This window comes from Candidatus Terasakiella magnetica (assembly GCF_900093605.1).
Classification (GTDB): domain Bacteria; phylum Pseudomonadota; class Alphaproteobacteria; order Rhodospirillales; family Terasakiellaceae; genus Terasakiella; species Terasakiella magnetica.
In genome coordinates, this window is the sequence record NZ_FLYE01000005.1 from 39729 (window position 1) to 65043 (window position 25315).

Genomic DNA, 25315 nt, shown 5'->3' on the forward strand with positions numbered 1-25315 from the left:
CACGTGCATCGTTTTTAGCGTGTTTGGTTGTGACCCAGATTTATTTTCGATCGCATGGTCACGACCGCCTATAAATGAGAATAGGGAGTTACACCATGTCCGTTCTTTCTGCCAACCTACCCGCATTGCCGCGTGATTCCGGTGACAGTTTGAATACATTTTTGCGCGAAGCCTGGAAGTTTCCCATGCTCAGCGCAGATGAAGAATATATGCTGGCAAAACGTTTCCACGACAGTGGCGATGTAGATGCCGCCCATAAGCTGGTAACAAGCCACCTGCGTCTGGTTGCCAAAATCGCTATGGGTTACAAAGGCTATGGCCTGCCTGTTGCTGATCTGATTTCAGAAGGTAACGTCGGGCTGATGAAAGCTGTGAAGAAGTTTGAGCCTGAAAAAGGTTTTCGCTTATCTACCTATGCCATGTGGTGGATCAGGGCTTCGGTCACTGAATATATCCTGCAAAGCTGGTCTATGGTACGCCTTGGCACGATGGCAGCACAAAAGAAGCTGTTCTTCTCGCTTCGTCGCACCAAAAACAAGCTTGAGATCATGGATAATGGCGAGCTGACACCTGATCAGGCCCAAGCCATTGCCAATGAGACCAACGCGACCCCTGATGAGGTACGCCAGTTAAACCGTCGCTTGGCATCGCGCGATATGTCGCTTAATGCACCGCTTTCTATTGATGAAGGTGGGGAACATCAAGACCTTTTGGAAGATGATCGCCCCAATCCTGAACATATGGCAAGCAACAGCCAAATCAGCGCCCTTCGCAGTGAAGTGGTCGGTGAAGCCTTAGAAAACCTCAATGAGCGTGATCGCGATATTTTTGAGCGTCGCCATCTTTCAGAGGAGCCACCAACCCTTGAAGAATTGGGGATGGAATATGGTATTTCACGCGAACGCGTGCGCCAGCTTGAAGCCCGTGCTTTTGGCAAGGTGAAGGAATTTATCCTTGGTCATAGTGTTGCGCCCCAACTGACTTAAAAAGCGGCTTTCCATACTCCCTCTTGTCATCATTCCTTCTACTTTTAAAAGGAATGATGCGAGGGCGGAGCATGACCCGTTTTTTCAACAATTTACATATAAATTTGCGCGTTTAATTTTAATCTATTACACTTCCTGCCAAGACAAAAAGATCAAAGTCATACTCAGGGAAATTCATGTCGATCAAACTTAGCAACAGGCTTTTCTTTCGCCAGACAAGGAATGCTATTTTTGTTGCCTTGACCTTGGGTATCGTGATTTCCGTTGGGCAAATCATTTTCGATTTTTATTCTGAGCAAAAACGCATCGATGAAACCGTTCATCAGGTTCTCAACACCACCAAAGAATCTGCCTCTCAAGCTGCTTATAGTTTGAATAATGAACTGGCCTTGCGCGTGGTTAAGGGCTTGTTTGAATATCAACCGATCTATTCAGCCCAGATCAATGATGATTTTGGTCGTCAACTGGCCTCCCTTGAGCGCCCGCCGATTAAGCATGATATGGAATGGCTCGGCCCCATGATCAGGACAGATCAAAACCTTTACACCGTGCCTCTTTATGCCGTTGGTGGGCAAACGGTTATTGGGGAAATGCGGGTGCTGGTCGATCGCTTTCTTATTGCACAAAACTTTCTGGATCGTGCAGGTCTCGTTATTCTGACAGGTATTTTTCGAAATCTCATTCTCGCCATCTTCTTTGGCTTTTTGTTTTATTTCACCCTAGGGCGCCCGGTGATGCAGACCATCCAAAATCTCGCCACCATCGACCCAAACCAGCCCGGTAAAACCCACCTACATACCCCAGCAGGCCATCATGAAGATGAACTTGGTTTATTGGTGCGCAAACTCAATAGCATCATGGCGGATTTTGATGACACGCTGCAACAGCGCTATATGGCAGAAGATGAGCTTAAAAGAAACCAAAACACCATTCGCCAACTGAACCTGCGCCTAGAAGAGCGCGTGCGCCAACGCACAAGTGAGCTTGAAACCGCCAATAAGGAAATGGAAGCCTTTACCTATTCAGTTTCACATGATCTGCGCGCACCTTTGCGCACCATTGGTGGGTTTAGCAATATTTTGCAGGAAGAATATAGTGAACAGCTTGATGAACAAGCCCAACATTATATTGAACGTGTGCATTTAGGCACACAAAAGATGGAACGCCTGATCAACGATCTTCTCAAACTCTCACGCACCACACGCGGTGAAATGCATCGCAAAGATTTTAATCTTTCTGCCCTGGCTGATGAGATCATTACTGAGCTGCGCCAAAATGAGCCTGAGCGCGATATTTCTGTGCATATCTCCCCTAACCTCAAAGCTTATGGTGACCAGCGCTTAGTCCGTATCATGCTTGAAAACCTGCTTGGTAATGCATGGAAATATACCCAGCTTAATGACGAGCCTTCTCTGTTTTTAGGGCTCACAGATAAAAACGGTCAAGAAACCTTTTATATTCAAGATAACGGGGCAGGCTTTGACATGAACTATGCCGATAAGCTTTTCACCCCGTTCCAACGGCTGCACTCTTCCAAAGAGTTTGATGGCACCGGGGTCGGTCTTGCCACGGTGCAACGTATCATCCACCGCCATGGCGGTGAGATTTGGGCCGATGCTTTGGTTGGAAAAGGCGCAACTTTCTATTTCACCTTGCCACGCCCTTTTACAGAATTTAGCGCTTAAAAAATTTCCTCACCCATTTAAAGGATGCATCTCATCACAAATGTGTCATTATCGCTTTGACGTAAGAAATAACTACATTTAGATAGGCATTTTCTTTATCGGGGGGATAAATGAAAACAATATTGATCGTAGATGACGATCCCATGGTTTTAGAAAGTACTAAAACCTATCTTGAGCTCAAAGGTTTTAATACAATCTGTGCACAAGATGGTGACGAGGCACTTAAAAAAGTTGAAACGGCAAATGTTGATCTCGCACTCATAGATATTTTTATGCCTAAACGCGGTGGGTTTGAAACCATTATGGCCTTACATGGGTCTATTCCCGTGATTGCCATGAGCGGTGTATCTTCCCATCGCTTCGAGCCTTTAGAATTTGCCCAAAGCATTGGGGCAGAACGCACACTTTCAAAACCGTTTCTGCCTGACACCCTGCTTGAGATAATCAATGAGTTGCTAAAACCTGAGAAAACATAATTTAAATATTGTTCGCAATACGAACTGTTGTATAGTTATACAAAAATAACCAGCAACTCATCGGTGCGATCGTGAAGACCATTTTCCAAGACATTACCCTGCACTCTCAAACCATGCGGGCCAAACATCTTATTCTTTGTGAAGAAAAGAGCGACCGCCCCACACTGGTTTTCCTTCATGAGGGCTTGGGCTGTCTTGAACTTTGGAAAGATTTTCCAGAAAAACTCTGCCAAGAAACCGGCCTTAACGGCTTTGTTTATGAGCGTATCGGCTTTGGTAAATCCTCCCCCTTGGGCTTGGTGCCGCGCCCCATTGATTATCTTGAGCGCGAAGGCCGTGATGTGCTGCCTGCGGTTTTAAAACAGGCGAATATTGAGCGCCCTTTACTGGTTGGTCACAGTGATGGGGGCTCCATCGCCTTAATTTATGCCGCCTTTCACCCAAACAAACTGGTCTCAGCCATCACCGAAGCCGCCCATGTCTTTGTTGAGGACGTAACTTTGCTGGGCATTCGCAAAGCAGGTGAGCTTTATTTTGACGGTGCCCTCAAACCAAAACTTGAACGTTACCATGGTGGAAATACGGACAAAGCTTTTCGCGGCTGGCACGATACATGGCTCACCCCTGAATTTGCAAAATGGAATATGGAAAAACTCCTGCCCCACATTACCTGTCCGCTTTTGGTTATTCAGGGCATTAATGATGAATATGGCACCCAGCATCAAGTACAATCCATTGTAGAAAACTCATCAGGCCCGGCGACCCCGTTCATGGTGCCTGATTGCGCCCATATCCCTCATTTTCAATCTCAAGATCTGGTTTTACAATCCATGGTGAACTTTATTGCAAAACTTGCCTAAAAGCTTGCTTTTTAATGGTTTTTTATGCATTGTAGGGCGTCTTAAAGATCGGGAATAAAGTTTTTATGTTAAAAGCGCGGCTATCAAAAATTGCATTGTTTGCCCATATGCTGGTGCCGCTTGCCTTTATTGCCATTTCTGTTTTATTGCTAAACCCACAGAACCTTTTGGTTGAGGACTCTCAAACCTTTCTTGATTTCTCTGCCAATCACTCATTGGGTTATCCGGTTTTTTTAAAGCTTATCCAGCTTTTTTCTGCGGATAATCATGTCATTTCTTATGTGCAAATTGCTTTATTCAGCCTTGCCCTTGTGCATATTTCCATTGGTATCTTCAAAATAACGACAAACCATCTCTTTGGTATTCTCTCAGTCGTTCTGCTCTGTACCAATCCGTTTACTCTTGATATCCATTATAAGCTTTCCCCAGACTCGCTATTTCTAAGTCTAAGCTTACTGATGATCGGCTTTATCATTTCAGCCTATCGTTATGCCAATTTCCTCAATTTATTGGGCTTTGGGCTCAGTCTTGGGCTTTGTATGGTCATCCAGCCATATGGTCTGGCTTATCTGCCGCTTATTCTTTTTGTGGCCCCCATGGTCACGCTTAAAAACCATTGTTCTTTAGCCAAAGCTTTTCTCTTGCCCGCACTGGCCTGCCTTGCCCTCACCATCAGTGAGGCAACCATGTATAAAGCCCTGCATGAAGGTCAAGATTTCAGGCCCGCGACCCAGCATATCTACGGCAATGCACTTTTGATGGAGACAACCCAAAGCTCCCCTTATGCCACACAAGACCCACGCACGGGGATTTGGGAAAAAATTGAAACTGATCTTCGCCCTGTTCGAACAGAAATCTGGGGTCTTGAGACCCATGAAGAACGAAGCGCTCTTTTATTAAAGCAACTGGATCAATTAAAAGACAGTTTCGCCATCAATGCCATGACGCAAGCAAGCTTCCTGCTTGATAAATCGGTTGATGATATTCGAATGGATATCGCTTCTTCGCGCATCATTCAGGCGCCACTGGCCTATTTTCGTATTATGATTGAACATTATCGCAGCATCTGGAAAGAGCCCTACGGGTTAAGCTATGTGATTTTAATCATCAGCGCTTTAACCGTCCTTATGGGTCTATGGATGTGGATAACACGCACGGCCTTTAACGGACCATTTGCCCTATCATTTTGCAGTGCTTTTGGCCTGCAATCCCATATCTTCTTGCTCGCCCATACGGGTGTGGGCCATGCGGGGCCTTTAGTGTTTTTAAGCCCGCTGATCATTTTAATGGTGATCGGCCTGTTCTTCAGCTTTTATATCAGCTTCATTAATCCGTTACGCACAAACGGCTAAGATATTTCACGGCCTCTTCAGCCGTTTCAACAATGGCCTGTGCCCCACACGCCATCATCAGATTATCCAAGAGATCAAAATCCTCAACCATCAACCCTTTGGGGTCAAATTGCAGGCCGTGTGAGGGCTCAAGCTCCCCATAATAGGCCTGACAACGCTTGAGATAATTTTCAGTGATGCCATAGCCCACCACCGGGATCGCTTTGGCAACACCGTAGCCCATTTCAAAGGCCGTGCCGCCATCCATACCGGGGCCGCGAAACATTTCCATATTGGCGATAATGCCATCACAGCTATCAATCATCTCAATATTGGCCTGATAAATCGCCCGTGCTGCCTCATGTTTAGACATAGAAGCAATATCCAAACCCGCATCCATGGGAAACACCCCCTCACACCCGTTCGCCGCACATAAAGCCTTTAATTCAGCACATTGCGCCATGGGGTCTTTATAAAAAACATCCGGTCCGGCAAGGTAAATACGCGGGGCCATGGGGTTTCCTCCTTAAATTACGTTCTGCCAAGATGGCTGATCTTAGCCTGCAATACAATAATAACCTCCCTCCTTAGAATTTCATAAAAATGTCACTTGAAAAATCTATTATTTCGATTATTTTCGAAATATGGAAACTAAAGATGCAGCAGACATGTTAGCCGCCCTTTCTTATGAAGCACGGCTGATGATTTTTCGCTATCTGGTTCGTATGGGGCCTGAAGGGGCATGTGCAGGTGATATTGCAAAAGACTGTGAGATTACCGCCTCCACCTTATCGCACCATCTCAACCAGATGCGAAACGCAGGCTTGATTGAGCGCACCCGCCAATCACGCTCGCTCATCTATGTTGCCAATTTTAACTCTATGAATGCCCTGATCGACTTTCTCTCAGATGAATGTTGCAACGGGCAACCGGAACTCTGTCGTTAAAGGAAAAAACTATGACCTTAAGAGTCGCCATTAATGGATTTGGCCGCATGGGCAAGCTGGTATTGCGTGCGGGCTGGGATAATCCCGAGCTGGAATTTGTCCATATTAACGAGCCTAAAGGCGGGGCAGACTGCGCGGCCCACTTGTTGGAATTTGATACGGTGCATGGCACATGGGGTCATGAGATTTCTTCCACCCCTGAAAGCATCACCATTGATGGCAAACGCTTAAGCTATAGTGAGGAAACATCACCAGAGGCCGTTGACTGGGCGGCACTGGGCATTGATCTCTTGTTAGAATGTTCCGGTAAATATCGCACAGATGAGCTGCTTCAACCATTTTTAGATGCAGGCATTAAAAAAGTGCTGGTGGCTTGCCCGGTTAAAACCGAAGGCGCGCTCAATATCGTCTATGGGGTGAACGAGCATCTTTATGACGCAGATACGCACAATATCATTACGGCAGCATCTTGCACCACCAACTGCATTGCGCCTGCCATTAAAGTGCTGCATGAAAAAATCGGTATTGAACGTGGTTCCTTCACCACCATTCATGACCTGACCAATACCCAAGTTATTGTAGATAGCCCGCATAAAGATTTACGCCGGGCGCGCTCAGGTGTGAATTCACTGGTCCCGACAACAACGGGTTCTGCCACCGCTGTCGCGGTTATTTATCCCGAACTTAAAGGTAAGCTCGATGGTCATGCGGTGCGCGTTCCACTGCTCACCGGATCACTCACTGATTTTTGCTTTGAGATGAAACGCGAAATTACTGCTGAAGAGGTCAACGCCCTGTTTGAAGAAGCAGCCAATGGGGAATTGAAGGATATTCTTGGTTTTGAAAAACGCCCCTTGGTTTCCACCGATTTCACCACCGATGCGCGCTCGGTCATTATTGATGGGCCAAGTACCATTGTGGTCGATGGCACCCACCTGAAAGTTTATCTGTGGTATGATAACGAATGGGGTTATGTGAGCCGTATGATCGATATTGCCCAGATGATTTCTGAAAAAACATGACCAACGAGCTTAAAAACTACGCCTGTGTAACAGCCAGCTATTGGGGCTTCACCTTATCAGATGGGGCCTTGCGCATGCTGGTCCTGTTACATTTCCACCATCTTGGCTACACTCCGCTGGACCTTGCCTTTCTGTTTCTTCTTTATGAAGCCATGGGCATTGTGACCAACTTTGTCGGGGGGTGGATTGGCGCGCGTTTTGGTCTCAGGCTCACTTTATTTGCAGGGCTTTCAACCCAGATTGTCGCCCTCACCATGCTTTCCTTATTACAAGAAGGCTGGACGATTGCCTTTTCTGTCGCCTATGTCATGGCGGCTCAAGCCCTAAGCGGGGTTGCCAAGGACCTAACCAAAATGTCCTCTAAAAGTGCAGTCAAACTGGTGGTGGCCGATGAAGGGCTTTTGTTTAAATGGGTCTCGCTCCTCACCGGATCAAAAAATGCGCTCAAAGGCATTGGCTTTTTCTTGGGCGGACTTTTGCTGGAAATGCTGGGCTTTCAAATGGCGCTTTGGTCAATGGCAGGGGCATTGGCCTTAATCTTGATCTTTGCCGTTGCTGCTGTTCAGCGGGAGCTTGGGAAAGCCAAATCCAAGATCACGGGCAAAGATCTGTTTTCCAAATCACGCGAGATCAACATCCTGTCTTTTGCACGCATCTTTTTGTTTGCCTCGCGCGATGTCTGGTTTGTGGTTGGCCTACCTATCTTCATGGCAGAAAAACTCGGCTGGAGCTTTGATGAGATCGGCCTGTTTATGGCGGCGTGGATTGTGGGTTATGGTATTATCCAAGCCTTTGTGCCCAAAATCACCCGCAAAACGACTGATGCAAAAAGCGGGGCAAACGCTGCCAAACTCTGGGGCTTTATCCTGTTTATCCTACCCGCAAGCCTTACGGCGGCTTGTTATTATCTGCCTGATGACATCACATGGATTCTCATTTCAGGCCTCTTGGTGTTTGCCCTTGTTTTTGCGGTTAATTCCTCTGTGCATTCCTTCCTGATTGTGGCCTATAGCGATGCCGATAAAGTCTCTTTAAGTGTCGGGTTTTATTATATGGCAAACGCGGTTGGGCGCTTGCTCGGCACCTTGCTTTCTGGTCTGGTCTATCAAATGGCGGGGCTTGAGGCATGTCTTGGTGTTTCCGCCCTCATGGTGCTTATTGCCGCCACCAGCGTGATGTTTTTAAATAAAAAAGGCCAAAATGAAATATCCCCGACCTAGGACCTAGATCGGGGATATCATCAAATTTTAAAAGAGGGCTAAACAGCTCTTAGCTATTTTCACGCTCAACTGCGCGCCAACCAATATCGCGACGACAGAAACCTTTTGGCCAATCAATGGCATCAACGGCCTGATATGTGGTGGCTTGAGCCTGCTTCACAGACTGACCACGACCCGTCACGCCCAAAACACGCCCGCCTGTTGCCAGCACTTTATCGCCTTCAGCTTTTGTGCCTGCATGAAAGACAAAGGCATTTTCAACCCCGTTGGCATCAGCCAAGTTTTTAATCTCGGTGCCCTTCTCATAAGACCCCGGATAACCTTCTGCCGCCATGACCACAACCATGGCGGTTTCATCGTGCCACTCAAGGCTAATGTCATCAAGGCGACCTTCTGCTGCAGCTTCAAGCGCTTCAAGAACATCAGACTTCCAGCGCATCATCAGCACTTGGCATTCAGGATCACCAAAACGGATGTTATATTCCAAAACCGTTGGCACACCATTTTCAACCATCAAGCCGCAAAACAGCACGCCTTTATAAGGGCAGCCTTCTGCCGCCATGGTTTTAATCAACGGTGTAATGGCCGTTTCCATGATCTTGTCACAAATTTCAGGAGACGCAATCGGCGTTGGGGAATAAGCCCCCATACCGCCCGTATTTGGCCCCTTATCGCCATCATATGCCGCCTTATGGTCTTGGGCCGCAGCTAAGGGCAGCGCGCGCTCACCATCGACCAAGGCAAAGAAAGAACATTCTTCACCGCGCAGGAAGTCTTCAATGACGATTTCGTTACCCGCATCGCCAAAGATTTTCTCACCCATCATGTCATCAACGGCCTTAAAAGCTTCTTCAACACTCTCACAGATGATCACGCCTTTACCCGCTGCCAGACCGTCTGTTTTCACAACGATCGGCGCGCCATTTTCACGAATGAAATCTTTGGCTTTATCTGCATCAGTAAAACGACCATAGCCTGCTGTAGGGACGCCTGCCTTAGCACACATATCTTTCATAAAGCCTTTAGAGCCTTCAAGCACAGAAGCCGCTGCACTTGGGCCAAAGGCTTTAATGCCTGCTTCTTCCAGCTTATCAACCATACCCAGCACAAGCGGGGCTTCAGGGCCAACCACCACAAGGTCAATGGCGTTGTCTTTGGCAAAAGCAACCACGCCGTCCACATCTTCAGCGCCAACGTTCACACATTCAGCCACATCTTTAATGCCCGCATTACCCGGTGCACAATAGAGTTTTGACAGTTTAGCCGACTTGGCAATGGACCAACACAGCGCATGTTCACGACCACCGGAACCAACAACGAGTACTTTCATGGTATCTTCTTTCCCAAAAACTGATTTTGATGTTCACAAGTTGACAATTGTTTAGCATATTACCCCCCATGACTGACAACCCTTTTGCAGATGCATTTGAAACACCCGCGCAGCATAATCAGCCTGTCTTTAGTGTTTCCGAACTTTCAGGCGCCCTCAAACGTACGGTGGAGGACGCTTTTTCTCTTGTGCGTGTACGCGGTGAAATCTCTGGTTTTAAGCGCGCCGCCTCCGGTCATCTTTATCTCGCACTAAAAGATGAAAATGCCGTGATGGATGCGGTGTGTTGGAAAGGGGTTGCCGCCAAGATCGATCTTAAGCCCCAAGACGGGATGGAAGTTGTCTGTAAAGGCCGGCTCACCACATACCCCGGGCGCTCTAAATACCAGCTTGTGATCGAATCCATGGAGCTTGCTGGTGAAGGCGCGCTACTTAAGCTGCTGGAAGATTTAAAGCGCAAACTGGCGGCAGAAGGGCTTTTTGATGAAAGTCGCAAAAAACCATTACCGTTTTTGCCCAAAACCATCGGCATTGTCACCTCACCCACAGGCGCGGTTATTCGCGATATCATGCATCGTCTAAATGATCGTTTCCCCCGCCATGTCTTGCTTTGGCCCTGTCTTGTGCAAGGTAAAGGCGCTGCTGAACAAGTGGCAAAGGCCATTAAGGGCTTTAATGAAATTGATGGCACAGGTGATGTACCACGCCCTGATCTTATTATTGTGGCGCGCGGCGGTGGCTCGCTGGAAGATTTATGGTCTTTTAATGAAGAAGCCGTTGTGCGCGCCGCCGCCTATAGTGATATCCCGCTGATTTCTGCTGTGGGTCATGAGACCGATACCACCTTAATTGATTATGCCTCAGATCGGCGCGCCCCCACCCCAACGGCGGCGGCGGAAATTGCCGTGCCTGTGCGCCGTGATCTTTATGCCCAAGTTCTTGATGATGGTGCGCGCCTTGAAGCCGCTATCAACCGCAGCCTTGAAGAGCGCAAAATCCGTGTGACCTCGGCTGCACGTGCCATCCCTAACCCTCAGCGCATGGTTGAAGATATGACCCTGCGCCTTGATGACCGTGTGGAGCGCCTTGGCAATTCAGCCCAGAACCTGCTTCAACGCCATGGCATGCGGGTTGAACAACTGGCGTCAAAAATTCCACAGCCCCAGCAGCAAATCCAAAATGCGCAGGAACGTCTTTTAGGGCGCACCCAAGCTTTAATGTCGAGCTATCAATCCTTCCTTCAAAAACGTCAAAGCCGTTATGATCGCACCAGTGCCTTAGTTCGGCGCAAGGCTATTGATGATCAGGTGGAACGTTCCAGCCAGAAACTGGGCAGCCTGTCAGCCTTATTAGAAAGTTATTCTTATAAAAGCGTTCTTGATCGCGGTTTTGCGCTGGTGAGTGATAAAGACGGCAAAGCGGTAACGGCCTCTGCGGGTCTGTGCAGTGGGGATGAGCTTTCCATCCAGTTTGGTGGAGATGATCAAGTTGATGTGCTGGTCAATGGTGAGGGTGTTGCGCCAACTGCGCCCCCCACCCCCAAACCAGCCCCTGCGCCTGCACCAAAAGTAAAAGAAAAACCAAAGACCAAAGCCAAAACACCATCGCCAGAACAAGGGAGTTTGTTTTGATTAAACACCTTAAAGCCCTGTGGCTTCCTGCTTTTGCAGGCACTTTCATTTTCCTTCTATCTTCTTTTGCCCATGCCGGAAGTTATTCCTTAAAAGGTGAATTTAAACAGGGTGGTTTGATTTTTGGCACGACCACACCGGGCAGTATTGTGAGCCTTGATGCCAAGGAAATACTGGTCTCCAAAGACGGGCTTTTCTTGTTGGGTTTTGGACGTGATCATAAAAAACAAAGCCATCTGATGATCACCTATCCCGATGGCACACAGGCTGATGAAACCTTAAAAATCGCCAAGTCTACCTATAAAATACAGCGCATTAATGGCTTGCCCAAAAAGAAGGTGACGCCTGATCCGGTTGCGACCAAACGTATCATTGCTGATAATGGCGCTGTCATAAAAACCCGCAAAATCACAACCCCACAAGCTTGGTTTGCCTCGGGCTTTGACTGGCCTGTACAAGGGCGCATTTCAGGGGTATTTGGCTCACAACGTATTTTAAATGGCAAGCCACGCAGCCCCCATAAAGGGACGGATATTGCCGCGCCCACAGGCACTTTGATCAAGGCTGATGGCGCAGGTAGAATATCGCTGGTTCATCAAGATATGTATCTGATGGGTAAATGCGTGATGATTGATCACGGTCACGGGCTGCAATCCATCTATATTCATATGAATGAAATTTTGGTGCAAGAAGGCCAGATGGTGAAAAAAGGCGACCCTGTGGGTAAGGTCGGCAAGACCGGACGTGCAACAGGTCCACACCTCCATTGGGGGGTGAGTCTTAATAATGTCGCTTTAAATCCAGAATTATTAGTGAAATAAGTATCCCTATCCCCCATATGGGTGTTATGGGGGATTTTACTTTGCTGTATCACCCCATGTGATGATCAACCCGAAGTGAAAGCACCACATAATGGCGACAGTTCTTCTTGTCGATGATGATATTGATATCCGTCTTTCCATGTCTGTTGTCCTAGAAGGACAAGGCTATGAGACCTTGGTGGCTGAAAATGGTGTTGAAGCGATCAAACAGCTTGAAGGTCATACGGTTGATTGCGTTTTACTGGATATTTTCATGCCGGAAAAAGATGGCTATGAAACCATTGGGGAAATCCGCAGGCATTATCCCCAAACAAAAATCATCGCCATGAGTGGTTATAATGAGCGTAGCTTCAGCCCACTTGATTATGCCCAATCACTTGGCGCTGACCTTGCCCTGACAAAGCCTTTTAGTGCAGATGAACTTAAGGTCTCTCTTAAAAAATTGCTTTAATCTTTAGGCCAGCGGCGATGTAGCCAAAGCCATTGTTCTGGGCGCTCGCTAATCCAGTCTTCCAGCATTTTGTTGATCTCTGTCATAATCAACAGCATATCATCTTTGCGATTGCCCGTTTTATTGATTTCCATGGGCTCAAAAAACGTAATTCTGAACTTCACCCCGCCAAGACGCTCAATACGCACAGGCACAATGGGGCAATCATATTTTAAGGCAAATTGGGCAATGGCAGGTGCAGTCATGGCCTCGCGCCCAAAAAACGGGACCGAAATACCATCATTCATTTTTTGATCCACCAACATGGCAAGATGACCGCCTTTTTTCAGCACATTTAAGGCTTCACGCGCGCCTTTACTGCCCTTGGGGATCAAGCCACATTCAGGCGTGGGTTTGCGTTTGGCAAACAGTTTGCGCATATGGGCGTTATCGGGTTCGCGATAAATCAGATGCACGGGTACGGGCGGGCTATGTTGTGCGCAACCCAAAGCGCAAAATTCCCAGTTGGCGAGATGACCGGAAAAGAAAATCCCACATTGATCATCGCCTTCCAAAAGGGCGATATTTTCAGCCCCGACCACTTCAAAACGATCCGGGTCTGAATAGACATTCATTTTAGAGACTTGGGGAAACTCAAAGGCCACACGCCCGAGATTTTCCCACATTTTAAAGATGATCTGCTCAATCTCTTGTGCAGTTTTATCAGGAAAGGCTTTTTGCAAATTATCGCGTGCAATGCGCGTGACCTTCAGCTTTGGCCCAATGGTGCGCGCAATGGCCCCACCAATGGCAGAAGCCAGATCAATCGGCAATAATCCCATCACAAAAAACAGCGTATGGGCAATCATGCCCTGCACTGGATGCGTGATATATTTTTGCACATTAAATGACGACATGTTGAAAAGCCTTGCACCCTACTCTTTGCCCAAAAGGGGAGAAAGTACAGGCTTTAACACGTCCAACCCCTGCCAGACTAGGGAGATTTTGATCCAGTCGATATCTTTTTTCATATTTTCAGGCAGGCGCATGCGATCTTTTTGCGTCGTGATCAGGCTGGCGCCCTGATTTTTCGCCCGTTCTTTAAGGGCGTTAATTTCTTCATTTGAATAGGGGTGATGATCTGCAAAGCCCACTTCCTCACAAAGCTCAGCCCCCAAGCTGCGCAATGTCTCAAAGAACTTCTCGGGTCGCCCAATCCCGGCAAAAGCCAAAAGCTTTTTACCTTTTAGATCGTCCCGGGGATCCACTTGAATCTCTGCTTTAATAAGTGGAAGGTCAGGCCGGATATTACCAATACGCGCAAGGCTTCCGGTTTTATCCTCCCCAATCAGGATAAGTCCTTGGGCGCGCGCCAAGCCAGTGGTGAGTTTTTCGCGCAACGGGCCTGCGGGAAAGACCTTTTCATTGCCATGACCAAAGCCACCATCCACCACCAAAATCGACACATCTTTATAAAGATGCGGATTTTGATAACCATCATCCATGATGATCACATCTGCACCTTGTTCCACACACATCTTGGCCCCTGCCACACGATCAGCCGATACACAGACAGGTGCGAGCTGTTTTAACAATAACGGCTCATCCCCAACCCCAACAGCGGTATGATCCTCAACCATCACAGGGCCAGCTAAACGCCCGCCATACCCACGCGATAAAAAGATCGGACTTTTACCCGCCTCCATTAAATAGTGCGCAATGGCAAGGGCTGTTGGGGTTTTTCCCGCCCCGCCCATGGTGATATTGCCAATACATAAAACAGGTACAGGCGCTTTCCAGCGCGCTTGCTGATTTGCCCGGCGTGTGGTGGCCTGATGATAGAGCGCCCCGATGGGCGAGAGCAGGCGTGCGCGCAAAGTCTTCTTGCCAAAATTCCAAAAAGAAGGCGCTTTCATCAGCCCTCTCCTTTACCCAAAAGCCCTTGCAGTGCCGTCATGGTTTTCCCTAAAACAGCAGCTTGCATATAAGCGACGATCTTGGCATTAGCAGCCTGAACGTCACGTGCCTTTTCATCACGAAAAAGCTCTGTTAATTTGGCTGCTATCTCAGGTTCATCTGCGACAATGGAAATGGCTTTACCATCAATGAAACGTTCCATCATCTCTTCAAAATTGGTCATATAGGGACCACAGATTAAAGCACAATCAAGCCGTGCCGCCTCAAGCGGGTTTTGCCCGCCCAAAGGTTCCATGGATTTCCCCATAAACACTAGGGGAGAGAGACGATAAAACAGGCCAAGCTCACCTAACGTATCAGCCACATAGACATCTGTTTGCGGGTTTAATTCATCCTTTTGGCTACGCTGCGCAACACTCAGGCCCAACTCTTTAAGCTCGCTAACAATTGTGCTTCCGCGCTCAGGATGGCGCGGTGCAATGAGGGTCAGGAGATTAGGGAATTGTGTTTTTAAGGCCTGATGGACACGGCCCATCATGACTTCTTCACCGTTATGAGTACTCGCTGCTAACCAAAGAGGTCGAGCCTCAAGGGTTTTTCTAAGTAAAACCAGCTCCTCTTCATCGCATGGTAAATCCGGGGAAGCATATTTTAAATTACCAAAAGATTCCACATGTTGTGCACCAAGCTGTTGATAGCGCAGGGCGTCTTTTTCCGTTTGGGCAAGGCACAGGTCAAAACAGCCCAACAATGTCTGGATAAAACCTTTTAGTTTTTGCCATGTGGCTAAGGATTTATCTGACATACGTGCATTAACCAATGCCATTTTGACACCGCGTTTTTTCGTTTCCACCACCAGATTGGGCCAGAGTTCACTTTCGGCCCAAATGGCATAGTCAGGTTGCCAATGGTCCAAAAAAGCCCGCACATAAGGCAAACGGTCCACAGGGACAAACTGATGAATAACACCCTCAGGCAAACGTTTTTCCATTAAGGCAGCTGAGGTGATCGTGCCTGTGGTGATCATCACGTTAAAGGTGGGATATCTCTTTTGAATTTCATCAATCAGCGGCAAAAGAGAAATGGCTTCCCCCACACTGGCGCCATGCAGCCAGACCATTTTACCCAAAGGTCTCGCAATGGAAGCTTGCCCCCTGCGCTCAGGAAAACGCGTGGGATGTTCTTTGCCACGGGCTAAACGTTTTTTGAGATAATGATTAATCATCGGGCCAGTGATGGTGGTGAGCCCGCGATAAAGTGAATAGATCATCTAAGCAGGCTCCACCGCAGGATGACCTGTGAGGCGATCAGCCTCATTGGTCACATGGGTCAGCTCATCTTCAATTTTTTGCTGCCATTGATCAAGCTCCTCACCCTTTGCTTTTTTAGGGACCTCAATTGCATCCCCCCAGACAAACACCCCTTTTGAAAAAGGCAAGGCCACACAGAAACGGTCCCAACTGCTGACATGTTTGCGCCGTGTTGAGCCAAAAGCACAGGGGATCACAGGCACGCCAGACATTTTTGCCACATTAACCACACCCGCACTAGCGCGCATGCGCGGACCGCGCGGACCATCTGGGGTAATGCCGATACATTGCCCGTTTTTTACCGCCTTAAGCATGGCGCGCAGGGCCGTTGCCCCGCCTTTGGATGTGGAGCCCTCAATGGTGTGGATACCAAAATGCCCCACCGTTTGGGCGATCAACTGCCCATCGCGATGCGCAGAGATCAACATATGGATATCTTTTTTGCGATCCCAGCAATAAGGCATCAATAAAATGCGCCCATGCCAGAACGCGAGGATGAAAGGCTTACCTTCATCCCAAAAACGTTTCGGCACCTCGCCATTTATCACATCCCAGCGCCCGGTGAGATAGACAAAGCGGATATATTGCGCCCCGACCCAGCATAAAAACTTTCGAAACCCGTCTGATTTGGTGATGGATTTGATCAAGCTCATGCGTTTTCCACACTTTCATCATCAGAAAATTGCATGGCATATAGCTTGGCATAGATACCGTCATGATCGATCAATTGGGCGTGCGTGCCTTGTTCAGCCACACGGCCCTGATCAATCACATAAATCAGGTCCGCATCCACAACGGTTGAAAGACGGTGCGCAATCACCAAAGTGGTGCGCTCTTTCATCAGCTCAGTTAAGGCCGCCTGCACTTTGCGCTCACTTTGAGTATCAAGCGCAGATGTAGCTTCATCCAACAACAGGATCGGTGCATTTTTTAACATGGCGCGCGCAATGGAAACCCGCTGGCGCTGCCCACCCGATAGCTTGACCCCATCTTCGCCGACAATGGTGTCATACCCTTCTGGCAATTCCATAATGAATTCATGAGCCGCTGCATGTTTGGCAGCTTCAATGATCTCTTCTTCACTCGCCTCAAAACGCCCATAAGCGATATTGGCACGGATGGTATCATCAAACAGGACAATTTCTTGGCTCACCAACGCGCACGCTTTGCGCAATGACGTCAAGTTCACATCGCGTATATTCTGCCCATCAATGAGAACTGAGCCATCATTCACATCATAAAAACGCGGCACAAGGTTCAACACGGTGGATTTCCCCGCCCCGCTTGGCCCCACAAGGGCGACGGTTTTACCCGCTGGAATATCCAAAGTAAATTGATGCAGGGCAGGCTTGTCTTCCTCATACGAAAACTCGATATCCTTAAATAAAATCCCGCCCTGTTTCACCTGCAAGTCCGGTGCATCTAGAGCAGCTTGAATGGAAGGCTCGATATCGCGAATGGTATACATGCGCTCTGCACCCGCTAAGCCGCCTTGCATTTCAGAGTTCAGGTTTGCCAGACGTTTTGCAGGCTCATAACACATCAGGGCAGAGCCTAGAAAGGCCATGAAATCGCCTGTGGTTTTCACCCCTTCAATCACCTGATAGCCGCCATACACAATCACCACAGCAACTGCAAAACCCGCAACTGTTTCCATAATCGGCGAGTTTAAGGCCTTGGTGCGCTCTGCCTTAAAGACAAGCGCACGGATATTTTCCGTAATGCCGCGCACACGGCCCTGTTCGTATTTTTCCATACGATAGGCTTTGACATGGCGAATGCCTGACAGGGTCTGGCCCAACAAAGTAATCAACAAGCCAATTTCTGTCTGTGTATTGACCGTGACTTTACGAATGCGACGTCCCAATTTTAAAACAGGGCCAATGGTAATGGGAAAAACCACCAAGGCCAATAAGGCCAGCTGCCAGTTGGTGGTCAACATCACGATAACCATACCGATCAGTAAGGTTAAATCTTTACCCGCACTGGTAAGGACCTTGGTTGCGGTATTGCGCATCAAAACCGTATCGTTGGTGATACGGGCAACCAATGTGCCGCTGGGATTGGCATGAAAGAAGTTTAAATCCATGCGCATAAAATGATCATACATTTTAACCTGTAGATCAGTCACAATGCGCAAACCCAACCAGGACATGCTCGCAGCCTGCCCATAATAGGCAATGGATTTCACCAGATAGATGAAGATAATCGCCACCCCGATGGTCCAGAGCATTTCTTCGTTTTTATTGGTAAAAATATCATCAAAAACAGGCTTGAGAATAAACATACTCATAGACGCTGCCACAGAAGACACCAGCATAAAGACCAGCGCTAAAAAGACCTGCATTTTATACGGACCGACACTTTCTTTAACGAGACGTTTCATCAAAGAGAACGTGCGGGTGTCCAGCTTCTTTTTCTGTTCCAACGCGTGATGTTCCTCATACCCCAAAATTTGAGGCGCACATTATCATTAAGAGGATTGTCCGGCAACTGTAAGTCCATCAATACGCAGGCTTGGCGCATTGGTGCCGTATTTAAATTCCAGATCATCAGCCGGAGTTAAATTCATGAACATGTCTTTTAAGTTCCCCGCAATGGTCAATTCAGACACGGGATAGACAATTTCACCATTTTCAATCCAGAAACCCGCCGCCCCGCGGCTGTAATCCCCTGTCACCGTATTCACGCCCATGCCGATGAGCTCGGTGACATAAAAACCCTGCTTGATCGCCCCGATCATTTCTTTAAGGGAATGCTCACCTGCTTCCATATAGAAATTCGTTGTACTGGGTGAAGGTGGAGAGCCTGTACCGCGTGCCGCATGGCCCGTGCTTTCAAGGCCGAGCTGGCGCGCTGAGCGTAAATCAAGTATCCAGCTATTGAGCACACCGTCTTTAATAATCTCGCGTTTTTGATTGGCTAAACCTTCCCCATCAATGGGTTTGGAGCGCAAACCACGTTTGCGATGCGGGTCATCCACAATGGTGATTTTAGAGCCAAAAATACGCTCATCCATACGGTCTTTTAAAAAACTGGTGCCCCGTGCAACAGAATTGCCGTTAATCGCCCCTGTTAAATGCCCCAAAATTCCGTTTGAAACCCGTGTGGAATAAATGATCGGCACCTGCTGAGTTTCCACTTTGCGTGGATTAAGGCGTGCAACGGCCTTTTCACCAGCCTTCAGCCCAACCTCTTCAGGCTTATCTAAATCTTGTGCAAAAACGGCTGAGGTATATTCATAATCACGCTCCATCTCCGTGCCACTACCTGCCAGAACCGAGGCACTGATAGAACAACCAGATGAGCTATAGGCATGGGATAAACCGTTTGAGGCTGCAATTGCCACATCATGGCGCCCCCAACTGGCCTCTGCCCCTTCTGAGTTGGTCACCCCTTCAACTGCGCGTGCGCTTTCTTCAGCCTTTGTTGCCCAATCAATTAATTGGGCTTCATCAGGCTCATAAGGATCATAGCCCTCCACATCGGGAAATTCAGTTGCGAGCTGATCAGGATCAGCCAAGCCACAATAGGGGTCTTCTGGCACCACGCGTGCCATATCAACACAACGCTGGGCCAACTCATCTAGCGCATCGGCGTTAAAATCACTGGAAGAAACAATGGCTTGGCGCTTACCAATAAAGACGCGCAAGCCCATGTCCTGGCCTTCAGAACGTTCAAGATTTTCTGGTTTACCCAAACGTTGGGACAATGACAAAGACGTGCCTTGCACCAAAACCGCATCGGCAGACTCTGCGCCAAGCTTTTGGGCTTTTTCAATCAGGTTATTTAACAGATCAAGATTGTTCTGGTGCTGGCTCATTTATTTTTTCCTTATCACTTGTCACCCTCACGAACGCGGGGATCGCCTTTCTTTCAAGATATTCCAATTCTTGAAACAATCAAGCTCACTCTTTCCAAATCGGCTCGCCTGAACCCGGCAGGCCGAGGCTGTCCCAAATATCAGAGACTTTATCCACCACCTCTTGGTCCATGCGGATTTTCTCGCCCCATTCGCGGTGGGTTTCATTGCCCATCTTGTTGGTAGCATCCCAACCGACTTTGCCGCCAAGCCCGCTTTCAGGTGAGGCAAAATCAAGATAATCAATCGGGGTATTTTCCACCATCATGGTATCGCGCACAGGATCCATGCGCGTTGAAACCGCCCACCAGACATCTTTCCAATCCCGACAATCAATATCCTCATCCACCACAATGATGAATTTCGTATACATAAATTGGCGCAAGAAAGACCAACATCCCATCAAGACCCGCTTGGCATGACCGGGATAAGCCTTTTTAATGGAAACCACCGCCACACGATAAGAACACGCCTCTGGCGGTAGCCAGAAATCCACAATTTCAGGGAACTGTTGCTGCAAAAGCGGTACAAACACATCATTTAAGGCTTCACCCAACACTGAGGGCTCATCCGGTGGACGCCCGGTAAAGGTGGATAAAAAGATCGGTTTTTTGCGCATGGTAATGGCGCTGATTTCAAAAACAGGGAAATCTTCCACACTGTTATAATAACCGGTGTGATCCCCATAAGGTCCTTCTGCGGCCTCTTCATCATGGCGCACATAACCTTCAAGCACGATCTCTGCCTCAGCAGGCACTTTAAGCGGGACGGTCTTACAATCCACCAGTTCGACTTTCTTGCCACGCAGCAATCCGGCAAACTGATATTCTGAAAGTGTGTCAGGCACGGGGGTGACCGCGGCTAAAATGGTGCCCGGATCAGCACCGAGCACAATGGCAACGGGCATAGGCTCATTTTTCTCTTTGACCCAGCGCGCAAAATGCTGCGCCCCGCCGCGATGCTTAAGCCAGCGCATGATGCAGCGGTTTTTACCCAGCACCTGCATGCGATAAATGCCCAGATTAAAATTATCTGTTTTGCCCGTGCCCGGCCCATGGGTCACCACCAAGGGCCATGTAATAAGCGGCGCAGGCTCACCGGGCCAACAGGTCTGGATGGGGAAATCAGCCAAATCAATATCATCGCCTTCCAACACCACTTCCTGACAAGGTGCTTTGCGCACGGTCTTGGGCTTCATGGACATGACGGTTTTTGCCAGTGGCAGCAGGCTTAAGGCTTCTTTAAAACCACCGGGAGGCTCAGGCTGTTTTAAAAAGGCCAGTGTCTCGCCAACTTCGCGCAATTGAGACGGCTCACGGTCCATCCCCCAAGCCACGCGCTCAACCGTGCCAAATAGATTGACCAGCACGGGGATGTCATATTTGCGCCCCTCAGCAGTCTCTACATTTTCGAATAAAACAGCCGGGCCTTCTTCTGCCAAAAGGCGGGTCTGAATTTCTGTCATTTCCAGAACAGGTGAGACAGGTGTGCTCACCCGTTTTAAACGCCCTTCTTTTTCCAGACGATCCATAAAATCACGCAGCGATGAAAACGGCATGTCAGACACCCTCACTCAAAAAAATCCTTCACGTCATCTCATAACAAGGAGCGAACAAGACTTACAGAACTTTATCTTAAATCAGGACAGTTTAATGATGATTCCCGCCCAAACGACCAAAGAACTCCTCGAATCCTTACATGGTGAGCTGATCACCCGTGAGGGGGAGCCCGATTATGCGCGCTATAACGTGATGGAAACCCTTGATAAACGCTTTTGCTCTTTTTGTAATCTTATTGCTAATGCCGAAGATGATTTAAGCATTATCCTATCGTTGATTGATAAGGACCCCGACTGTAAAGACCACAGCCCGCTTAGAAAGCTTCAGGCGCTGGTGGATTATGTAGAAATTGCCTGTGCAATTTATGCTAGTGAGCCTAAAAAGCCTGTAAATACAATCTTGCATTGATTATCTTGAAAGCTCTATAAAAATTCTACAAAGCTGTTAGAATAGCTTCAAATAACACAACAAAATTAGGTTTTAGGCACATGGAAGATAGACGGGAAAATAGATATCGCAAACTTTTGGATATCAGCCTTGCCCTCTCAACGGAACGTAACTCAACCCGTTTGATGGAACAAATTCTAGATGAAGCCAAAACCATGTGTAACGCCGATGGCGGAACACTTTATCGCGTGATTGATGATGATAAACGCCTGCGTTTTGAGATCATGCGAAACGACAGCCTCAATATCTATAATGGCGGCACCTCCGGCAATGAGATCAAACTGCCACCTGTTGAGCTGTTTAATGCAGAAACAGGGGAAGAAAACCACAAAAACGTGGCTTCTTATTGTGCGCTTTCCAAGAAAACCATCAGTGTTGATGATGCCTATACTTTTGCCGATTTTGATTTTGCTGGTACCAAAAAATTCGATGAAGCCACGGGCTATCGCTCCAAGTCCTTTTTGACTGTACCGCTTTATAACAATGAAGGTCGTGTTATTGCGGTTTTGCAGCTCCTCAATTCACAAGACCGTGAAACCGGCGAAGTTGTGCCTTTTGATACGGAACTTCAGCCCTTTGTGGAAGCCTTGGCAGCCCAAGCCGCCATCGCCCTTGATAACCAGCTCCTTGTTGAAGCGCAAAAAGAATTGCTTGCTTCTTTCATCAGCCTGATTGCAGGCGCGATTGACGCCAAATCTGCTTATACAGGTGGTCACTGTCAACGTGTGCCTGTGCTAACCGACATGTTGGCAGATGCGGCAAAAGGTGAGACAAAAGGTGTCTTTGCTGATTTTGATATGAGCGAAGAAGACCAATATGAGCTGCATATCGCAGGCCTGCTGCATGATTGCGGTAAAGTCACCACCCCTGAATATATCGTGGATAAAGCCACCAAGCTTGAAACCATTTATGACCGCATCCATGAAGTGCGCATGCGTTTTGAAGTAATGAAACGCGATGCAGAAATCAATTACCTCAAGGCTGTAGCCGCAGGCGGTGATGAAAAAGGCCTGAAAGAAGCGTTTGATAAACGCATTACCCAGCTTGATGATGATTTTGCCTTTATCGCAGAATGTAATGTGGGCGGTGAGTTCATGGCACCTGAGCGTATGGAACGCCTTGATGAAATCTCCAAACTGAAATGGACACGCACGCTGTCTGATCGCCTTGGTATCGGTCATGAAGAAAAGACCCGCAAGGAATCCGCTGGGGAAGAAGCACCTCTGCCAACGGTGGAAAATATTCTCTCTGATCGCGCTGATCATATCTTTGCGCGCAAAGATAAATCTTTGTTTGAAGAGGGTAACCCGTATGGCTTTAACATGGCGCCGCCTGAAAATATGTATAATCAAGGCGAGCTTTATAACCTGAAGGTCAAAGCTGGTACGCTTACAGAAGAAGACCGCTTTAAAATTAACGATCACATCGTGCAAACCGTTATTATGCTTGATCAACTGCCGTTTCCGCGCCACCTCAAACGGGTGCCGGAATATGCAGGGGGTCACCATGAGAAAATGGACGGCACAGGCTATCCGCGCAAGCTCAATTCCGATGATATGTCCTGGCCTGCACGCATGATGGCAGTGGCTGATATCTTTGAAGCTCTCACAGCGGCTGATCGCCCTTATAAACTGCCCAAGACCCTGTCACAGTCTGTGAAGATCATGTCCTTTATGGTGAAAGACAACCATATTGATAAAGACCTGTTTGAGCTGTTCCTAAGCTCGGGTAAATATAAGGAATATGCAGAGAAATTCCTGAAACCTGAACAGATTGATGAAGTTGATATCAGCCAATATGTCAAAACAGCTGCAGAGTAAACCATGCGCTGCATCATTTTCGAGTTAATCGAAACGCAAATGATGCTCACATGACTTTACAACGCGCCCTTGGCTATCCCTATGATATCCCCAGCACTTCTTATGTTCTAGAAGGCGAAAAAGTCTGTCCATGGCGGGGCGAGATTGATCTAAGTACGCGCTTGCCTGTGCTGGCCTGCGGATCAAACCAGTCGCCCACCCAATTATTGCGCAAATTTGGCCCCACGGACCTGCCTGTTATGGCGGGATGGCTGCAAGATTACGATTCGGTCTATAGCGCGCATTTCACCAGTTATGGTTCCATCGCTGCGACTTATCATTATGAAAAGGGCGTGCGTTCGCGCCAAATGATCACATGGCTGGATCAAGACCAGCTTGAGGTGATGCATCAAACCGAAAGCCTTGGGGAAAATTACGAATTTGTTGAGATGGACAATCTCCATTTTCATTCTGATTGTCATCAACGGATTACAACGGCGCATAGTTACAATAGCTTGCTTGGCCCCTTCAGGCTTGATGCCCTGCCCATTGCCATAAGGGCCATCACGGCGGTAAGCCGCCCTTACCCAGCATTAGACCAAGAAGAGCTTCAAAAGAAAGTCATCAAAAAACTGGGCTATGATTTGAGTGTGAAAGAATTCATAGAAGAAAACATCAATGATGCTAAGGTGAGAAAAAAACACCGTGAATGGTTGATCAAGACCAGCCATTCTTCTTAGAAGATAAAGGTTCTTTGTGATCAGATTTTTTGGGCATCCTTATATATTGCTGTCACTGGCTGTGCTGTTTTGGGCGGGTAATTCCGTTGTCGGGCGCGCCTATGCCAGTGATTTGCCGCCCTTTGCCATGGTATTTTGGCGCTGGGTCATTGCTGCCACCATCATGCTGCCCATCTGCCTCAAACCATTTTTAAAAGATATGGTGATCATCAAGCGCCACCTGCCTTATATTTTTGTGCAGGGTTTTCTTAGCATCACCGCCTTTAATGCCCTGCTTTATTGGGGGTTACATTACACCACCGTGGTCAATACCTCGCTTATTCAGGCCGGTATGCCCGTGGTCACCCTGTTTTTCTCCATCCTGATTTTGAAAAAAGGCGTAAAAAGCCTGGGCGCAGTTGGCATCCTGTTTTCCCTTATGGGGGTAACATGGGTGGTGGCGCGCGGAGATTGGATGACCTTGGCAGAACTCTCGCTTAACCCCGGTGATTTGATGATGCTGACCTCGGTCGTGCTTTGGTCAATCTATTCCGTACTTTTGGCAAAAGTCCCCCAAGGGCTTAACAGACGGGCCTTTGCTTTAGCCATGATTTTAGCGGGCGTTATTTTCCTCATCCCGTTTTATGGCTGGGAACTTTCAACCGGGGCGGATTTTACCCTTACTCAAGACACGATCCTTGCCTTTGCCTATATCGGCATTTTCCCCTCTGTTCTCTCCTTTTTATGCTGGAACAGGGGTGTCGAGCTGGTCGGGGCCAATACCGCAGGTGTTTTCCTTAATCTCATGCCTATCTTTGGTGCGATCTTGGGCATGTTATTGCTTGGTGAAAGCCTGCAAACTTTCCATTATTTCGGCATTTGCATGATCCTCATCGGCATCTGGCTTGTCACGCTCAATAATAGGCGAACGCAATAAGCTGCTGGACTTTGTTAGTCATTGCT

At 48.0% G+C, this 25315-nt stretch carries 24 protein-coding genes; 15 read left to right on the top strand and 9 right to left on the bottom strand.

The annotated features are described in order from the left end of the window. The first annotated feature begins 95 nt into the window (after positions 1 to 95). From rpoH to MTBPR1_RS05415, 5 genes are all read left to right on the top strand, one after another. On the top strand, positions 96 to 986 hold the full coding sequence (gene rpoH, locus MTBPR1_RS05395) for an RNA polymerase sigma factor RpoH (protein ID WP_069186542.1): 891 nt from the start codon (positions 96 to 98) through the stop codon (positions 984 to 986). A 176-nt stretch (positions 987 to 1162) separates the two neighbouring features. Beyond that, positions 1163 to 2671 carry a sensor histidine kinase gene (locus MTBPR1_RS05400; protein WP_069186543.1) on the top strand — a complete coding sequence of 503 codons (1509 nt, stop codon included), beginning with the start codon at positions 1163 to 1165 and terminating at the stop codon, positions 2669 to 2671. A 110-nt stretch (positions 2672 to 2781) separates the two neighbouring features. After that, positions 2782 to 3147: a response regulator gene (locus MTBPR1_RS05405; protein ID WP_069186544.1), complete on the top strand. Its 366-nt coding sequence runs from the start codon at positions 2782 to 2784 to the stop codon at positions 3145 to 3147. Positions 3148 to 3218: 71 nt separating this feature from the next. Beyond that, positions 3219 to 4007: an alpha/beta fold hydrolase gene (locus MTBPR1_RS05410; protein WP_240492864.1), complete on the top strand. Its 789-nt coding sequence runs from the start codon at positions 3219 to 3221 to the stop codon at positions 4005 to 4007. A gap of 65 nt (positions 4008 to 4072) precedes the next feature. Further along, the gene (locus MTBPR1_RS05415) at positions 4073 to 5359 is read left to right on the top strand and encodes a hypothetical protein (protein WP_069186545.1); all 1287 of its coding nucleotides are present in this window, start codon (positions 4073 to 4075) and stop codon (positions 5357 to 5359) included. Here the strand turns inward: MTBPR1_RS05415 and MTBPR1_RS05420 are convergent. Beyond that, the gene (locus MTBPR1_RS05420) at positions 5334 to 5852 is read right to left on the bottom strand and encodes a nucleoside 2-deoxyribosyltransferase (protein WP_069186546.1); all 519 of its coding nucleotides are present in this window, start codon (positions 5850 to 5852) and stop codon (positions 5334 to 5336) included. The genes MTBPR1_RS05415 and MTBPR1_RS05420 overlap by 26 nt on opposite strands. A 130-nt stretch (positions 5853 to 5982) precedes the next feature. Here MTBPR1_RS05420 and MTBPR1_RS05425 point away from each other — a divergent pair, with 130 nt between their 5' ends. The 3 genes from MTBPR1_RS05425 to arsJ are packed head-to-tail and all read left to right on the top strand — an operon-like array spanning position 5983 to position 8527. Beyond that, the gene (locus tag MTBPR1_RS05425) at positions 5983 to 6285 is read left to right on the top strand and encodes an ArsR/SmtB family transcription factor (protein WP_069186547.1); all 303 of its coding nucleotides are present in this window, start codon (positions 5983 to 5985) and stop codon (positions 6283 to 6285) included. 11 nt (positions 6286 to 6296) lie between these two features. After that, positions 6297 to 7307 carry an ArsJ-associated glyceraldehyde-3-phosphate dehydrogenase gene (locus MTBPR1_RS05430; protein WP_069186548.1) on the top strand — a complete coding sequence of 337 codons (1011 nt, stop codon included), beginning with the start codon at positions 6297 to 6299 and terminating at the stop codon, positions 7305 to 7307. Beyond that, positions 7304 to 8527, top strand: a complete 1224-nt coding sequence (gene arsJ / locus MTBPR1_RS05435; protein WP_069186549.1) for an organoarsenical effux MFS transporter ArsJ — start codon at positions 7304 to 7306, stop codon at positions 8525 to 8527. Before MTBPR1_RS05430 ends, arsJ begins: the two co-directional genes overlap by 4 nt. A 49-nt stretch (positions 8528 to 8576) precedes the next feature. On the opposite strand, the gene purD is transcribed toward arsJ, so the two are convergent. Next, on the bottom strand, positions 8577 to 9857 hold the full coding sequence (gene purD, locus MTBPR1_RS05440) for a phosphoribosylamine--glycine ligase (protein ID WP_069186550.1): 1281 nt from the start codon (positions 9855 to 9857) through the stop codon (positions 8577 to 8579). Between the two features lie 68 nt (positions 9858 to 9925). On the opposite strand from purD, the gene xseA reads away from it, so the two are divergent. From xseA to MTBPR1_RS05455, 3 genes are all read left to right on the top strand, one after another. Beyond that, positions 9926 to 11488 carry an exodeoxyribonuclease VII large subunit gene (xseA, locus tag MTBPR1_RS05445; protein ID WP_069186551.1) on the top strand — a complete coding sequence of 521 codons (1563 nt, stop codon included), beginning with the start codon at positions 9926 to 9928 and terminating at the stop codon, positions 11486 to 11488. Then, positions 11485 to 12309: a M23 family metallopeptidase gene (locus MTBPR1_RS05450; protein ID WP_069186552.1), complete on the top strand. Its 825-nt coding sequence runs from the start codon at positions 11485 to 11487 to the stop codon at positions 12307 to 12309. Before xseA ends, MTBPR1_RS05450 begins: the two co-directional genes overlap by 4 nt. 91 nt (positions 12310 to 12400) lie before the next feature. Continuing rightward, positions 12401 to 12760, top strand: coding sequence for a response regulator (locus MTBPR1_RS05455; RefSeq protein ID WP_069186553.1), 360 nt, complete (start codon positions 12401 to 12403; stop codon positions 12758 to 12760). Here MTBPR1_RS05455 and MTBPR1_RS05460 read toward each other — a convergent pair. The 7 genes from MTBPR1_RS05460 to MTBPR1_RS05490 all read right to left on the bottom strand — a co-directional run bounded on the left by MTBPR1_RS05460 (position 12757) and on the right by MTBPR1_RS05490 (position 21386). Further along, positions 12757 to 13656: a lysophospholipid acyltransferase family protein gene (locus tag MTBPR1_RS05460; RefSeq protein ID WP_069186554.1), complete on the bottom strand. Its 900-nt coding sequence runs from the start codon at positions 13654 to 13656 to the stop codon at positions 12757 to 12759. The genes MTBPR1_RS05455 and MTBPR1_RS05460 overlap by 4 nt on opposite strands. An 18-nt stretch (positions 13657 to 13674) precedes the next feature. Then, positions 13675 to 14655 (bottom strand): tetraacyldisaccharide 4'-kinase, encoded by a 981-nt coding sequence (gene lpxK, locus MTBPR1_RS05465; RefSeq protein WP_069186555.1) that lies wholly within the window; start codon positions 14653 to 14655, stop codon positions 13675 to 13677. Next, positions 14655 to 15926 (bottom strand): 3-deoxy-D-manno-octulosonic acid transferase, encoded by a 1272-nt coding sequence (locus MTBPR1_RS05470; RefSeq protein ID WP_069186556.1) that lies wholly within the window; start codon positions 15924 to 15926, stop codon positions 14655 to 14657. Before MTBPR1_RS05470 ends, lpxK begins: the two co-directional genes overlap by 1 nt. Then, entirely contained in the window at positions 15927 to 16619 is a 693-nt protein-coding gene (locus MTBPR1_RS05475) for a lysophospholipid acyltransferase family protein (RefSeq protein WP_069186557.1), read from the bottom strand. It lies immediately after the preceding gene. Next, on the bottom strand, positions 16616 to 18394 hold the full coding sequence (locus MTBPR1_RS05480) for an ABC transporter ATP-binding protein (protein ID WP_240492865.1): 1779 nt from the start codon (positions 18392 to 18394) through the stop codon (positions 16616 to 16618). The genes MTBPR1_RS05475 and MTBPR1_RS05480 overlap by 4 nt, the downstream gene beginning before the upstream one ends. Before the next feature lie 45 nt (positions 18395 to 18439). After that, positions 18440 to 19789: a TldD/PmbA family protein gene (locus tag MTBPR1_RS05485; RefSeq protein WP_069186559.1), complete on the bottom strand. Its 1350-nt coding sequence runs from the start codon at positions 19787 to 19789 to the stop codon at positions 18440 to 18442. Positions 19790 to 19874: 85 nt separating this feature from the next. Next, positions 19875 to 21386, bottom strand: coding sequence for a UbiD family decarboxylase (locus tag MTBPR1_RS05490; RefSeq protein WP_069186560.1), 1512 nt, complete (start codon positions 21384 to 21386; stop codon positions 19875 to 19877). A gap of 94 nt (positions 21387 to 21480) precedes the next feature. On the opposite strand from MTBPR1_RS05490, the gene MTBPR1_RS05495 reads away from it, so the two are divergent. The 4 genes from MTBPR1_RS05495 to MTBPR1_RS05510 all read left to right on the top strand — a co-directional run bounded on the left by MTBPR1_RS05495 (position 21481) and on the right by MTBPR1_RS05510 (position 25289). After that, complete coding sequence (locus MTBPR1_RS05495) at positions 21481 to 21795, top strand: hypothetical protein (RefSeq protein WP_069186561.1); 315 nt, start codon at positions 21481 to 21483, stop codon at positions 21793 to 21795. Positions 21796 to 21875: 80 nt separating this feature from the next. After that, the gene (locus tag MTBPR1_RS05500; RefSeq protein WP_069186562.1) at positions 21876 to 23654 is read left to right on the top strand and encodes an HD domain-containing phosphohydrolase; all 1779 of its coding nucleotides are present in this window, start codon (positions 21876 to 21878) and stop codon (positions 23652 to 23654) included. Positions 23655 to 23704: 50 nt separating this feature from the next. Beyond that, positions 23705 to 24373, top strand: coding sequence for a hypothetical protein (locus MTBPR1_RS05505; RefSeq protein ID WP_069186563.1), 669 nt, complete (start codon positions 23705 to 23707; stop codon positions 24371 to 24373). A 16-nt stretch (positions 24374 to 24389) separates the two neighbouring features. Continuing rightward, a complete protein-coding gene (locus tag MTBPR1_RS05510) occupies positions 24390 to 25289 on the top strand; it encodes a DMT family transporter (protein ID WP_083222913.1) in 900 nt (299 codons plus the stop codon). The last annotated feature ends 26 nt before the right edge of the window (positions 25290 to 25315 follow it).